The sequence below is a fragment of the Elusimicrobia bacterium HGW-Elusimicrobia-1 genome, assembly GCA_002841695.1.
GTDB lineage: Bacteria > Elusimicrobiota > Endomicrobiia > PHAN01 > PHAN01 > PHAN01.
Map to the genome: position 1 here is coordinate 70,058 of PHAN01000007.1, position 16,668 is coordinate 86,725.

The 16,668-nt window shown below is 58.4% G+C and carries 1 protein-coding gene (running past one end of the window); it reads left to right on the top strand.

What is annotated here, in order from left to right:
• Positions 1–16,668 carry part of the coding region annotated (locus tag CVU77_05575; GenBank protein PKN01406.1) for a hypothetical protein on the top strand (this coding region is incomplete at its 3' end). Its footprint begins 12,032 nt before the window's first position, so 16,668 of the 28,700 annotated nt are shown.

A 16,668-nucleotide genomic window follows, 5' to 3' on the forward strand; every position in this document is an offset into this window, starting at 1 on the left:
GCAGTATTACTGGACATCCTCGTCGTGGACGACAAACACTCACGATCTTATCGACGCGACGCCCGCCGGATATGTCGGAGTATCCACATGGACGATTTCCATAACCACCGGTCTCGCGCAGGGAATACAGTATGCCGTGCGCTCCGTTGCCGTCGACGACGCGGCCAACACGGAAACCGCTCCGAAAACCATTTACTTTACCTGCGACCGCGCGGGTCCCGTTGTATCGGTGACGTCGCCCACTGTGGGAGCTTTCTACGGCCCCAACAATCCTCTGGCTACGATTACCGGCACTTCCTCCGACTCGCCGGCCGGTGTGTCGCGCACGGAACTCAGGATAATAAACGTAACCGACTCTCTGGCATGGAACGCGATAGAATGGGTCGATTTGTCGCCGAGCACTTGGATTGCCGCCGCGGGAGCGAATAATTGGCAGGCCGCATCGCCCGCATGGACTCCGAACCGCAACTTTACCGTGCAGGCCCGTTCGTATGATGCCGCCGGAAACTCCAACGAGAGCTCCATTATTTCGTTCATGTACGATTCTACCGCGCCCGTGGCCGGTCTTGTGGAACCCAACGCCGATTACGAATCGTCACTTGCGGTAATTACCGGCACGGCTTACGACACCGACCCGTCGGCCCCCGGAGTAAAGTCCGGGTTGAGCAAGGTCGAAGTAGCCGTTCTTCGCGGCGCGAATTACTGGGACGAGGGCGCGAATGATTTTACCGCCGGAGAAAAATGGTGGAACGCCGCCGGCGCCACGAATTGGCAGTGGGAAGACGCCGAACTTAATTGGGAAGACGGCGTGGCCTATGTCGTGCGCGCCCGCGCCCTGGACCGCTCCGGTAACGTGTCGCCTCTTGCCGAAAAAGGGTTTACCTACGACGCCGCCGACGCGGTGGCCGTCACGACTTATCCCGTTGTCAATGGAAAATATTCGGCGCTGTCCGTCATAGCCGGCACGGCGTCCGACCCGGGTTCGTCGCCTTCGGGCACAAAAGACGTCTGGGTCGTTATGCGCAATCTTCAGACGAACCTTTACTGGAATCCCGTGTCCGGACTTTTCAATTTGCCGCCCGACCAGCCGACTTGGGGCAAGGTCGCGGGAATAAACAACTGGACGCTTTCGTCGTCTTCATATACTCTTGAGAGCGGAGTGCAGTATAAGATTTGGGTTGAAGCGCGCGATAACGCAGGGCGCAATCCCGCCGACCCCGACTGGGCCGCCACGGGGCATCAATTCAGGTACGACACGCAGGCGCCGGTATCCAAAACGACCGCGCCTGTGCAGGGGCTTTACACTAAAAACGCCGTCACCGGAATATTCGGCACGACTAACGACACCGCCACCGGCGGCAGCGGAGTTAAGTATGTTATGTTCCGTATGCGCGGAAGCGATCCCGCCAACGAGTGGTGGTCGGGCGGCGCCGGATGGGCGGGCACGGACAATTCCTGGTTCTACGCCGACCTCACCGACGGCAATCCGGGTTTGTGGTGGAAAAATTTCGATCCTGTTCCTTTTGCCGCCGATTACTCTTACACTATATGGCCTCGCTCCGAGGACTGGGCCGTTCCATCGTCGAACGTGGAGACCGTCGCGTCGTCGGTTACGTTTGTTTTTGACCAGACCAATCCGGAGGCGTCCGTCCTCCATCCCGCAAATAACGAGTGGTATAAAACCGTAACTTCGATAACCGGCACGGCCGACGATATTCTGCCCGCCGGCGCGGGCAAAGTAAGGAGCGGCTTGTCGCGCGCCGAGGTCGAAATAAAACGCCTTTCCGACGACTGGATTTATCAGAATGGCGGTTTCGCGCTGGTCGCGTCATCTTTCCACGTCGTTAACGTGTGGACGTCTTCGTGGACTTTCTCTCCTTCAAATTACTGGACTAACGACACTTCTTACACTGTTCGAGCGCGCGCGTGGGACCGCGCTACGAACTCCGCCGTCTCGTCGGAAAACTACATCATTTACGACACTTCGTCGCCCGCGTCGTACGTTACTCTCCCATTGTCGGACGCGGCTATAATGATTGCGCTGCCGACCATATCGGGCACGTCCGCCGACTGGGGCATAGGGCTTATGAAGGAATCCAAAGTCCGTCTCCAACGGGTTACCGTAGCCGATTCCGAACCCGGAACGGACGCGTGGTGGAGCGGCTCCGACTGGGGAGGAACTTCGGATTCGTGGCTTGACGCCGCGTGGAACGCGGGTACCGGCGTGTGGTCTTTCCCGACGGCCGGGATAGAATTCGCCTATAACGGCGGTTACCGTCTCGACGTCCGCGCGCAGGATCGCGCCGGCAATTACGAAGTCGTCCCCGCGTCGCGCACATTCATTTTCCGTCCGCCGGCGGCGGTATCCGTCATCACTTCGCCGACACACGGCACATTCAGAAACGCGCTTGGCTCGATAGCCGGCACCGCTAATTCCGAAACGCAGACGCTTTTTTTCAGCGTACAACGCGCCTCCGACAGCTACTTCCGCGCGGCTTCTTCGTGGACTGTCGACGAGACGTGGCTCAATATTTCCCCGTCGTCGCCCGCTTGGTCGTTTACGCCCGGCGATATTTTCGTGCATGGTTCGTCATACACGGCGCGTTCGCGGGGAAAGAACGCCTGGAATATATGGGAAAATCAAACGTTGATTTCTCCGCCGGCGGCCAACGCCGTAAGATTTACGTGGGACACCGCCGCGCCCGCCAGCGCGGTTCAGCGTCCGGCGTCCGGCGAATTCTATAACGCGCTGCTTACGCTTTCCGGCACTGCCTCAGACGGCCTCGCGGGCATACGCTCCGTCGGAGTCCAGATTAAAAAGGGAACGGAATATTTCGTGATAGCCGCGTCCTCGTGGGCGCCGTCCGAGACGGAGGCCGCGTGGAACCCCGCCAATTTCTCCGCCGGCAACTGGCAGACGGTTATGGTTTCTTCCACCGCGGCCGCAGCGTGGACGGACGGAAACGAATACTTCGTCAAATCCCGCGCCATCGACGATGTTTATCCCGTGCCCGGCAATCGCGAAGGCGACGGCTCCGGCAACGCGGGTCTTTACTTCCATTACGACGTTACGCGGCCCACCGCTTCGGTGACACGTCCCGCCGACGGCGGTAAATACAAAACACTCACGGTCGTCTCGGGAGCCATCGACGACAATCTGGTCGCGCAGAACTCCGTGCGCCGCGTGCAGGTTTATATCCGCGACCTCGGTCCGACTTCGGCCGGATATTATACGGGAAGCGGATGGCAGTCGGGACTTGTCTGGATAAGCACCGAGACGTCGGCCAATTTCAAGGTCTTTCAGTCGTCCTGGCAATATACTCTCGGCGACATCTGGACGAGCGGCAAGAAATATCTGGTAGTCGCCCGCGCCAAAGACCGCGCCGCCAATCAGCAGGACATTTTTGAAATCGGAACATCTTCCAACGCTTTCATATTCGATACCGGCGTTCCCGCCACGTTTGTCACGCTGCCCGTCGGAACTTGGAGCAACTCTATAACGCAAATTTCAGGAACCGCCGCGGACACGCCCGCGTCTCCGTCGTACTCGGCGGGTATCACCGACGCCGGCGGCGGTAGTGTTCAACTCAACATCTACAACAAAACGCTCGCTAAATACTGGACGGGCGCCGACTGGACGGGCGTTACGCCGTCGACTTTCACTGCCGACCCCGTTTCCGACCTGGCCGAGTGGAAATATGACATATCGGGATGGCTTTCCGACAACGAGTACGATGTGCGCGTGTGGGGCGCCGACGACATAGGAAACGTCGAAGACGTTTCGGTTAAATACACCATAATTTACGACACTACTCCGCCGCTTTCCGTTATAAACTATCCGTCGGGCGGGCTGTCTTTCAAAACGCTTTCGGCGATTTCGGGAACCGCCGCCGCCGAACTGTCGGGACTTGACACCGTGGAAGTTCAGATTTCGTCGCGCCCCGCTTCCGGCGGTTCGTGGACGGTGATGTCCGGATACAATTTCGTCGCGGTAAACAACGTGTGGCTGTCGTCGTGGTCGTGGACAAGCGGAATGCCGTCGTGGCAGGATTCGGCGGAGTATCGCGTAATCTCCCGCGCAAAGGATCGTGCCGGCAACACCGAGCTTACACTTTCCACAGTCACGTTTAAATTCGACGCCGTCCCGCCGACGATAAATATCACGATTCCCGGTGACAACCTTTGGTATTCGCCCAACGCCGTCGCCTCGGCAAAAACGCTCCCGACCATATCGGGCACGTCTTCGGATCTTATCAGCGGCACCACGATGGTGTACATCAAAGTCCGCAATACCACCGACGGAACTTGGGTACTCCCCGATTGGACGCTTGTGGCGGGCACGGCGCCGTGGACTTACTCCACTCCCGCGCTTACTTACGATAAGAGATACGAAGTTTACGCGCAGGCGCTTGACCGCGCCGGCAATTTGTCGCCCGCCGCGACATCGGCGTTTATTTTTGACGCGTCCAGCCCTACCGCCTATCTTGTGCTGCCGAATGCGGACTTCCATAACGCGCTGCCCACGATAACGGGTTCCGCCTCGGAAAATTTACAGACGGCTCGCGCGCGGCTTGATAAAGCGCAAATCGCGATATTCAACACTTACGAAAGCGCGTGGTGGAACACGGCTTCGCGCGACTGGGATATCGCTGGCGAGGGCGACGCTTATTTCGACGCTTACTCGGCAATTTCCGGAGCCGATTCCGGCGGATGGTACTCCATAGCGGCGACTACGCCCGTCTGGGCCGACGGCTTCACGTACATAGTAAAGACAAGAGTTCTCGACAGGGCCGGTAATATTTCTCCGTCGGTATCGCGGCAGTTTACTTACGACACGACCCGACCTGTGGCTAAACTCAACGCTCCGGCCGAATCAGCGTCGACGATAGCCAGAAAAGAACTCTCAAATATTGCCGGCACCGCGTCCGATACGACCCCCGGCAAAGTCGGCGAAGTGCAGATAAGAATAGCCGACCGCAACGACACCGGCATTTACTGGTCGCCCGGCTCCGCCGATTTCATAGAATTCGCCAATCCGGACGCGGCGTGGTTCGTGGCGTTGTCGACGGACGCGCAGTGGACGGCGTGGAATTACGCTTTCAACGAGGATAAATGGTCGGAAGGCCGCACATACGGTATCGAGGCGCGCGCCGCGGACAGGTCGCTTAACTACGATAACGTTTATTCCACGACGGCGTTCATTTGGGACCGCACCCCGCCTTCGTCCAATGCCAATTTCCCGGTAAGCGGCAACTCTTACAGGACAGTGGGAACCATATCGGGCACTGCGCACGACATGGCCGGAGCTCTCGTCGGAAGCGGAATATCCGACAGCACCAAAATAAAAATAGCCATCAGGAAGAATGACAAGGAAACCAATCCGTGGTGGGATGGCGCGGGATTCACCGCGGCCGACGGCGCCCGCTGGCGCAGTGTAAGCAACCTTACGGATAATGGCTCCGGTGAAAATCCCAGATACGGGTGGTATTACAATTTTACGTCGGGACTGACGAGCGGTTCGAGCTATTTCATACAGGCGCAGGCCTTCGACGTGGCCTTTAACACACAGGCCGTTACGGGTTCCTGCACTTTCTGGTTCGACAACGCCGAGCCGGATACTTTCGTGCAGCTGCCCGCCGACGAGTCGCCTCACAAATTCTATACGGCTCTTCCTACGATTTCAGGAACTTCGTACGACGCCACCGCCGGAGTGGATAAAGTAGAATTACACATACGCGACATAGCCGATGATAAACCCTGGCTCGGCGGCGGTTCGGGATGGGGCGCGGCCGGAGCCACTAATTATGTTTTGGCCTCGCTCTCGTCGGGCGGAACATTCTGGCAGTACATCGACGTGCCGCAGTGGTCCGTGGGCAAACTTTACCGCATATCTTCGCGCGGCACCGACAAGGTCACGTATCCGTCGAGTGTGGTCGAGACGTCCCTGTCTACAAGATTTGTAGTTGTGGAGGCGTCCGCGCCTGTTTCAAGATCCATTGTTCCGTCGATGGCGATAGACACCAAGTATTCGGCGCTTACTCAGCTTACCGGAACCGCGGTCGACTATCCTCTTGAATCCGGCGGACTCTATAAATCCGGACTTTCCAAAGTCGAACTTAAAATAGAGAACCTCACCGATAACGAATATTACGACGGCGGGACTTGGCAGCCGGGCTCCGCGCCCGGTTGGCTTGAATCCACGTTGTCGGGCGCCGGCGACGTCAGAGATTACCGTTATCCCGCAGCCGCGTGGGGTTCGTCGCCATGGTTGAGCGGACGGCGTTACAAAATAACGACCCGCGCTCAGGATTCGCTGGGGACTTACCAGTCGCCGGTCAGTTCCACGACTTTCATTTTCGACAATACTCCGCCGTCTTCAAATCTGTCGAGACCCGCGCCCGGCGCGTCGTATTCGTCCGATCTTTCGAGAATTTCCGGAACGGCGGTCGATCATTACAATCCGCTTAACGCAGCCGTCGAGAAAGTGGAAATTTCAGTTTATCGCGACGAAAACGCCGACAATCCCGACCCCGGCGCTCCGGGCGCCGAGGATTACTGGTGGTACGGCTCGTCGTGGGTGTCCGTGGGAGCCGGCAACGCCGAGAAGTGGTTTGACCATACGAGCATCTGGACGATAGCGGGCGGCTCCAAGGGTTTCTATACCGATGTTATAGCCGCCGACGGCTGGGTCTCGGGCAAGACGTACAGGATAAGACGCCGCGCGTTCGACTTCCTGGGCAACGTAGAGCCGCCCGGCGTAGTTACGTTCTCCGTGGACAATATTCCGCCGACATCGCGGATAAACTATCCCGCCAACAATAACTCTTACATCAATCCCGCCGTGATATCGGGAACGGCCGCGGACGATTCCACTACGTCGTCGGGCGTGAGTTATACCGAAATCCAGATTCACGACATAAGCGATATTAAAGGCGTGCAGGGTTCGTCTCTGGGCAAATGGAACGGCTCCAACTGGGCCGTTACGGATTCCACATATCTTGTCACTGCGCCGCTTACGCCCGGCGCCACGAAATGGCAATATACTTCGCTTCCCGCCAACTGGCCGTCCGACAGATGGTACCGCGTGACCGTTCGCGCGCGCGACGTCGCCGGCAACAAGGAAGAAGACAGCTTCGCGCTTTCGCAGGTGGAATTTTCCGTCGATAATCAGCCGCCGGAGGCCTCGATAGTCGAACCCGGCCACGGCGCCGGCTACAGCCCCTCGAAAACGCTTGCTACAATATCCGGCACGGCCGTCGACGCCTTCTCCGGTCTTGACGGCACTCTTGTAAAAATAGTTATGCAGAACCTTCGCACCGGCAAATACTGGACGAGCGCGATGGATTGGACGGGCGACAATTACTGGGCGGATGTCATCACCGCATCCTCGACGGTGGGCGGCAAACTCGAATGGAATTATGTCAAGTCGTTCGGATGGCAGTCGGGACACAGATATAACATTGTCGTCTTCGGACGCGACAAGGCCGGCAATGAAAAGACCTACGGCGTTTCGTCATTTACCGTCGGAACGGATTCCGGCACTTTCACGTACGATTCGAGCGCCCCCGAGTTCGCGTTTACCAGACCGCTTCAGGGCGCGGCTACTCCCGTTTACAGCGCGCTGGCCACGATTTCGGGCACCGCTTCCGACAAGCCCGACGGCGCCGGAGATTATAATTCCGGCATAAAGCGCGTGGAATTGAGAGTTTCTTATCTTGCCGCCGGCGACACTTATTACTGGCAGGGCGGCGGCGGACCGGTTTACTGGAGCAGCGAGACCGTAACGGGTTTCTACGACAATACCGGCTCGTCCACGTGGACATATACGCATTCCAAGTTTGCCGACAATTCCGCGTGGCTCGACGGGCGGCTCTACCGTGTGGACGCCCGCGCCGAGGATAATTCCGACAACCAGTCGTCGTGGCGCAGACAGGCGTTCATTTACGACAGCGTGGCTCCTCCGGCGCCCGCCGTCAATCTTCCTCTGAACCTGCGCGCCTACGACACGCTGGCGTCCATAACAGGCACGGCGCTGGACGCCGATTCGCGCGTGGGCCGCGTGCAGATTTACATACAGAACATCTCGCGCGGCGCGACATACTGGAACGATGGCGCGGGGCAGTGGGTGGCTGCCGGCTCGCCCGTCTGGTTCGACGTGGGATCTTTCGACGAAGCATTCGTTAACTGGACATACAACATACCCACGCCCGCGACCACACTTACCGACGGTCACACCTATGACATCGAAGCCCGCGCGTTCGACGCCGCCGGTTCGACCGGCGCAGCGTCCGGGATACGTCGCTTCTTCCATGATGTCACGAACCCCGCGTCGGTCATAGCGCCTCCGCCCGAAGTCGACAAGTACTACAAAGAAATTGTAACGATATCGGGCACGTCCACCGACGCCACCGCCGGCATCAACAGCGTGAGCGCCGCCATTCGACGTCTGGACAACGATCAGTGGTGGAACAACACCGCCAAGGAATGGGACGTCAACCCGCAATGGATAACCGCTTCCGTTAACGGCTCCGTCGGAGACAAGACACGTTCGTGGACGGCGGTCGTGGCCACCGAATGCTGGACGACAGGCGGTATTTCCGGCAACGGCTATAGTTTGAGAACCCGCGCGCGCGACTACGTCGCCAATGTCACTCATTACGAGGGCGGCACCGCCGACGGTGCGATAAAAGTTACGCCTTTCTACATTGACCGCGACGCGCCTTCGTTCGCGATAGTTTCTCCCATACACAACAAAAAATACAGAGAACTCGCCATTCTTACCGGAACGGCTTCGGATTCGCCCGCCGGAGTCAACAAAGTCGAAATCGCCGTGCGTCGCGTCGCTCCCGCCGGATACTGGGACGGCAACAACACCTGGGTCGAAGAAATCGAATGGTCCACTGCGGCTTATGCCAATCCGGGCTGGAGTTACAGCAGAATCGCCGACGTATCAGGATGGACGTCGGGCGCTCAGTACGAACTCTATGTCCGCGTCCTCGACGCAGCCGGCAACCTTACGACGAACGCCACGTCCGCCTTCCAGATGGACTGGGAGTCGCCGTATTCGCGGATGGCCGAGCCGGGTCCGAATGCCGTGGCTTACAGATCCTCGGCGCTCTCTTCAATTTCGGGAACCGCCGCGGACGTTTCGCCGGGCACCGGCATATACCAGATGCGCCTGCGGGTGCGTCGTTCCGACGGCAGGTGGTTCGACGGCCTCGGCTGGTCGGGCGCGGACACGTCGTGGCACTCCGACCAGATAACCATAACGCCCGGCATTCCCGACGAGTGGACGAGAACCACATTCCCCGACGGAATGTGGCAGCCCGGATACTCTTACGTCATCAATGCCCGCGCCAAAGACCGGGTGGATTATCCGGCCAACAACAATCTTGAGATAGCATTTACTACCAGAACGTATTACTTCGACACGCTCGCGCCGGTTTCGTCGGTCAACTTACCGGCGCCCGGCACGGTCGCATCGCCCGTGTGGCGCAACACTCTTACCACGATTTCAGGCACCGTCGCCGACCCCGAGCAGACGGTCGACTATCCCGAAGGCGCCGCGCCGTCGGGCGCGCAGCGCGTGGAAATTTCCGTACAGCGTCATTCCGACGACAAATACTGGGGTTCGTCGGGATTTACTCTCGACAACTCGTCGTTCCACGTAACCGCGCTCAATTTGTCCACGTGGACTTACGCCATCGCCGACGCTTACTGGACTACACAAACGTCGTACACCGTCGTAAGCCGCGCGTACGACAACGCCGCCAATCTGGCCTGGGGCGCGACCAACTATTTTGTGTTCGATACGACTAAACCGGTTTCCGCCGTTACAATGCCTCCGGGAGTCCCCGACGAATACCCCGACGTATTCATAATTACGCAGGCGTCGGGTACCGCTTCCGACTTGTTCCCGGGCAAAATGTCCGGCGTAGAGATACTTATAACCCACATTCATCAGCAGACGGAAGCGCAGACATTCTGGACGGGCTCCAACTGGGGCGGTTCCACGTGGCTGCCCGCGAATTACAATCAGGGAACCGGAATATGGACTTATCCCACCGCGGGAGTAACCTGGCAGACCGACCCGGAGTTCGACGGAGAAAAGTATCAGATTCGCGCCCGGGCCACGGACGAAGCCGGTAACGTTCAGGAGACGCCCTACACCCCGTCCACGATGCGTTTGCGTCCTCCGCGTCCCCGCTCGGTGATAACGACCGCCGTCGACGGCGCGTATTACACTTCGTTCGTATCCGTGGGAGGCACCGCTTCCCAGGCGGCCACGGGTATCGGAGAGACGCAGTATGTGGGCATTCAGATAGAACGCGTTTCGGACGGCAAGTATTACACCAATAACTCCACGACCACCAACGGCTACTGGATATCGCAGAGCACCTGGATGCGCGTAACGCCGGAACTGCCCAACTGGTCATTTACCGTAGAAACCTCGACTTTCATACACAGCCAACACTACAAAATTCGCAGCCGCGCGATATCCACGGAAAACGTGCCGGAATGGAACCCTCCGCCCCACGGCTCCGATGATCCCAACTCTCCGCCTTCGCCTAATATTGTTGTGACCATAGGCGTCGACAACCAGAATCCCAATGCTTCACTGCTGGAACCGTCGAGGGACTTCCATAAATCCGTAACAACTATATCGGGCACCGCCGAAGACGCGCCTTCCGGCGTTAACTCTATACAGATAAAAATCGCCCGTACCGACGGACATTACTGGCGAATATCCGATTCTTCGTGGACGGCCACGGAAGTGTGGAACTCCACTTCGTCGTGGCAGGACGGAGAGTGGCAGGCGGCGCTTCCGGAAAATCCGTGGACGGAAAATACCACGTACTACGTTCGCGCCCGCGTTTACGACAGGGTCTCCCCGTCGCCGCTGCTGACTTTGACGAGCGAAAAAACTTTCGTCTATGACGTTTCCCTGCCGACGGCGGCCGTCACACTTCCCATCCACAGTGTTTCAACCAACGTGTATTCTTCGCTGCCGCAGATTGCCGGTACGGCGCGCGACTGGCCGAGCCGCGGAAATCTTGCAAACGTGGAAGTTATGCTCTACGCCAACACGCTTGACAACGCGGGCAAGTATTACAGGGCGTCTCCTCCGGGATGGACTTTTGCCGTCACGTGGAATACGGCGTCGGTCTACGCTCTTAACAATGCGTCGTGGAGTTTTACCACGCCGACGCTGCAAAATGAAGCGCTTTATACCGTGACTGCCCGTTCGCTCGACAAGGCCGAAAACCAGCAGGTGAATTATGCCTTCGGCGTCTCGTCGGTAAACTTCAGGTACGACAATGCCGGCCCCGCGGCTTCAATAACCTTCCCCGCGTCTCCCTCGATAAATCTTGAACACGTCGGCGGAGCATCCTTTGACTTTTTAGGCCAGATAACGGACAATCTTGCCGGAGCTTCGACCGCATATATACAACTGACGAAACTGCTGTCGGGCGATACTTACTACTGGACGGGCGTGGAATGGTCGTCGAATACGGTCGTAACGTTGTCCGCCGACGAACCTGCTCCCGCGAGTTTCGGCGGCTCGCCGGTTTCGTGGTCGTACAATATGAATAAGATCAACATGGAGTCCGACAGAGAGTACCGCCTCCGCGTGTACGCCTTTGACCACGCCAAACCGTTTGGCAATCAGGGCGCGTGGACTTCGTATGATTTTGTCACCGATACCACGCCGCCTTTGTCGACGGTAAGATTCCCCGCCGACGGCGCCACTCATAAAAATCTTACGATAATATCCGGAACCGCCCTGGGAGATCTTTCTGGCGTTGCTTCCGTGTCGGTTTCCATACAGCGTATCGACGGCGTGGCGGACGACGGCTGGTACTGGAGCCACTACGCCGGCGGCGGAAGCTGGGTGGATTATTCCACCGGAGCGCCGGCATCCGTGACCGCCGGACGCGGCCAGCGCGACTGGACGTATTCCATGGCGGATTCCAATTTTACGTCGGGCACAAGATACCGCGTTGTTTCACGCGCGAGGGACGCCGCGGGAAATTACGAAACGGTTATGTCTACGGTCGTCTTTATCTACGACCGCACCGCCCCCGCAACAGGGATAACCGTGCCGGCCCTTTCATACTACGGCTCCGGCGACACGCAACTTCCGACTATATCCGGAACGTCGGCGGATTTGCCCGCCGCGCTTTACTCCGGAGTGGACAAAGTTCTTGTCAGAATAAAACGTTCGCCCGATGTCGGACTGCCTTATTGGAGCGGAGCAACGAGCGCATGGGTGGCCGGTTCCACGTGGACCGTCGTGACCGGCACCGACCCGTGGACTTTTGACGGCGGCGCTCTTTGGGATGACGGAAGAAGTTACGACATATATTCACGCGCTCTCGACTTTGCCGGCAACCTGTCCGGATGGACGACCAAGACCTTTATATACGACACGACTCTGCCTGTCGCGCGCCTGCAAAAACCGGCGGCGGCTTTCATCACAACGCTTCCGACGATATCCGGCACGGCGGCCGACCCCGCTTCCACCTACGCGAACCCGTCTCTTCTGGATAAAGTTCAGGTGGCTGTGCAGATTGATCCCACCGGCGACGGCAATTGGTGGAACGGCAGCGCTTTCGCGATAAGCCATCCGCCCGCGCCGGAGACGCCCGAGTGGATCAACGCCGAAGGAAATATCAACGGTTTTGCCGGTCCCGAGACGTGGTGGCTTGCCGACGCATCCACTCCGACCTGGCTAAACAACAACGAGTATCGCCTGAAAGTCCGTTCGCTCGACCGCTCCGGCAATGTTTCCACCGGCACCGTTCTCGAACAAATTTTCGTGTACGACACCGCCCGCCCCGAAGTGTCGATAACGACGCCGTCTCTGGCGTCATACAACGCGCTTGCCGAAATACGCGGCATAGCGGCCGACACCAACGCCAAGGGCTCCGTCAATAAAGTCGAGATAAGAATCAAAAACTACACCGCCGACGGCTGGTGGGACGGCGCGGGTTTTACCATTTCCGACGTCAACAGAGAAACGGCGTGGTTTACGCCCGCGAATCAATCGGGCAATTGGTCGCTGTGGATTCAGACGTTCACTTGGGCGAGCGGCAACTATTACGAGATAAACGCCCGCGCCGTGGATAACGCCGGCCTTTACACTCTGAATAACGCCACGCGCACTTTCCGTTTTGATGCCGAAGCGCCCAACACTTACGTGACCGTGCCCGCGCACGGCGTTTACGTCAGAACTCTCGGAGCGATTTCAGGAACCGCCCGCGATGTCCCTCCCGCGGCGTCGGGCACGAACTACGGCGGCACCGGCATCACACAGTCCACCATCGAAGTCGCCATACGCGACAACTACAGAATGCAGTGGTGGGGCGGCGGAGCGTTCAACGAGCCGTCGCCGCTGGCCCGCTCCTACGGCGGTTCCGTCGATACGGAACCCATCGAATGGTACCGCTCGGAATCCTTCCAGAACGAGATACTTTCGGGCGCATCCTACTATGCCACGGCGCGAGCCCGCGACAACGCTCTTAATCAGGAGGCGTTCTACAACGTTCGCGGCTCGACATTTATCGTGGACACGACGCCTCCCCTGTCCGCGATGACGACACCTTACGCCACTCACCACAAAGTCCTTGCGACGATATCGGGCACGGCCGTTGACCCCGTTGCCGCCGCCGTCCGTCCGCTCGTAGCGGGTCTGCGGAATGTCGAACTTACAGTTTATGACGAAACGAACAATCAATTCTGGACGACCACCGGCTGGAACCCGCCCGGCGTCGGCATAGCGACGTGGACGGCGACGGGCACATCCGTCTGGACCTCGACGAATATTCCCGCGTGGGGCGACGGCATCGCTTATCGCATACGCTCGTGGGCGTCCGACAATGCCCTGCCTCTGCCGGGCAACGTTCAGTCGCCGGTCGCCGAGCATTACTTCATTTTCGATTCTTCCGCTCCCCGCGCGTTCTTCGATTCAAGCATCGTCAACGGGGCGTTTTACCAGACACTGGGGGCCATAACCGGCACCGCCCGCGACTATCCCGTCGCCAACAACCGCGCGGGCATACAAAAAATAGAAGTTTTAATAAGAGACGTCTCCGCCGACAAATACTGGTATTCGGGAATTTGGAACGATGCCGAACCGCCTTTGGGGGCATGGCCCACCGCAACTCTCGGCGGAGATCCGCAAGGGATTACAACGTGGAACTTTGCTTCCGTGCCGTCGTGGGCAAGCGGAAAAGATTACCAGATATCCGTGCGCGCGTGGGATAACGTGACCAACAACTATCAATCGCCCGCGCTCGCCTACACGGTAAATATCGACACTCACCCGCCGGCTTCTCTTATCAATCTGCCGATAGAAGACAAAGGTTATTCGACGGGCGATCCGCTTGTTATGATAACGGGCACCTCGCGCGATTATCGTCCCGACGGGGCTTTCAAGTATTCCGGCGTTGCGGCTGCGGGCGTGAAAATTTCCGTCCGTCTCGACGAGTCGCCCTACAACTCCACGGATGCGTCGGCTTCCGATAAGTGGTGGGACTTCGGGACCAGCACGTGGATTGTCTACGACAAATACGGCACGGCCGAAGAAACGGAACTGGCCACCCTCGGCACGGCGTCGGTGACGGACAATCCGTACCCGGGCGATCCGACACTGTCGTGGGAACTGGCGGCCCCCGAGTGGATTTCCGGCAAGCGTTACCGCATAAGGGCCCGCTCCGTCGACAATATCGGAAACGCCGAAACGCAGGTATCGACCAGAACCTGCACGGTAGACATTCTGCCGCCTACCTCGCGGTCGGTGCGTCCCGCGCAGGGCGGACAGTACAACCTTTCGTCCAACGCGCTCACCACGCTTTCGGGAACCGCCATAGACGACTTGCCCGATAACGTCGACTATACGGATGTGAGAATATTCTACGACGACGGAGTGCGTTTCTACTGGCAGGGCGCCACGTGGGACACGCCTTCCAAATGGCTGACTGCCGCCAATCTCACCGCCGGGGGCACTTGGTGGGCGTACGATTACGGCAATCCGTCCGACTGGGTCTCAGGCAAGACCTACTCCATAAACACCCGCGCCACCGACAAGGCCGGCAACGTGCAGGTGGCGTGGTCCACCACCACATTCAATGTTGACACCGAGCCGCCCGGCGCCAGAATAAATTTACCCGTGCACGACGCCAGCTATAAATCTCTGCCGGCCGTAACCGGCACGGCCGCCGACGACTTCTCCGGAGTGGCTGTTACTTCTGTGGCCATACAGGATCTTTCCAACAGCAAATATTGGAACGGAACGACTTTTAACGCCGACAATCCGCAGTGGTTTATGTACAACACCGGCGACGCCGCAAATTGGAGCTACGGAAATCCCGTAAACATCGCGTGGCAAAGCGGCAGGCGGTATCTTGTAATATCCCGCGCCGCCGACGCGGCGGGCAACGTCGCCACGGCGTTTGACGTGGGCGTGAACTCCAACACTTTCTCTTTCGATAATGTGCCGCCTCAAACCTTTGTGGCGCTTCCGTCGAATAATTCCACCGCCAATTCCCTGCCTACCATATCCGGCACGTCGACGGACGACTTCTCGGGCGTAACCGATATCAAACTCCAGATAACGTATCTTGACGCCGGCGACACGTATTATTGGTCGGGCGTGGAGTTCTCCTCGGAAACGCCGATGGCCGAAATTACCGGCACTGTGTTATCGCCGCGCCAGACATATTCCGTCTGGACCGCCACCGATTCGCTGCCGTCGTGGACCGGACCTCGCTACTATCAGATAAGAGTCCGCGCGGGCGACTACGCGGCGAATCTGGGCGCCAAGACCACCGTTCAGTTCCTCTTTGACCGCTCGATGCCGTCGACTACGCTTGTGGTTCCCGCCGCATCGACGGAGTACTCAAGCGTGCGCACGCTGTCGTCGATCTCGGGTACGGCGGTGGATGCTCCGGTCGATCCGCTGTCCGGCATTCGCAATGTTTACGTAAGAATTTCTACGGGGCCGTCCACAGCTCCGACGTGGTTCTGGAGCGGCAATTCGGGCGCGTGGGTAAACTACTCCACGTGGACGGTAACCTCGTCGACGCAGCAGGCCGGCTCCTCGGCTGTCTGGTCGCTGTCGTCGCCGAACAATCCGTCATGGCAGGACGCCATCAAATATAACATCAACGTCAGGGCTCTCGACCTGGCCGGCAATTTGTCCGCGTGGACCACAAGAACTTTCCTTTTCGACGACAATATACCGCTTGTCTCCGTCGTAAGACCTATTGCGAATTTTGAAACGGCGCCGCTCAACACCATTTCCGGCACGGCGTCCGACCCCGGCCCCGCGGGCTTGAAGTCGCTTCTTGAAGAAGTCAAAATAGCGATACAGATTAATCCCTCGGGCGATGGAAATTACTGGGACGGCAACGGATTTAACAATGAAGCGCAGACGTATTTTGCCGTCAGTAATAACGTGACGCCCGGCGCCGAGTCCGGCTCGTGGTATCACACCGGCTCGACCCCTGCGTGGGTCGACGGCTCGACTTATCGCGTTTATGCCAAGTCGTTCGACAAGGCGCTCAACGAATCCGCCGTCTCGCAGGTTACGTTTATTTACGACATAACAAAATCGACGGTAGTTGTTACGCTTCCGGCGCCGGCGGTGACATATTATTCGTCGAT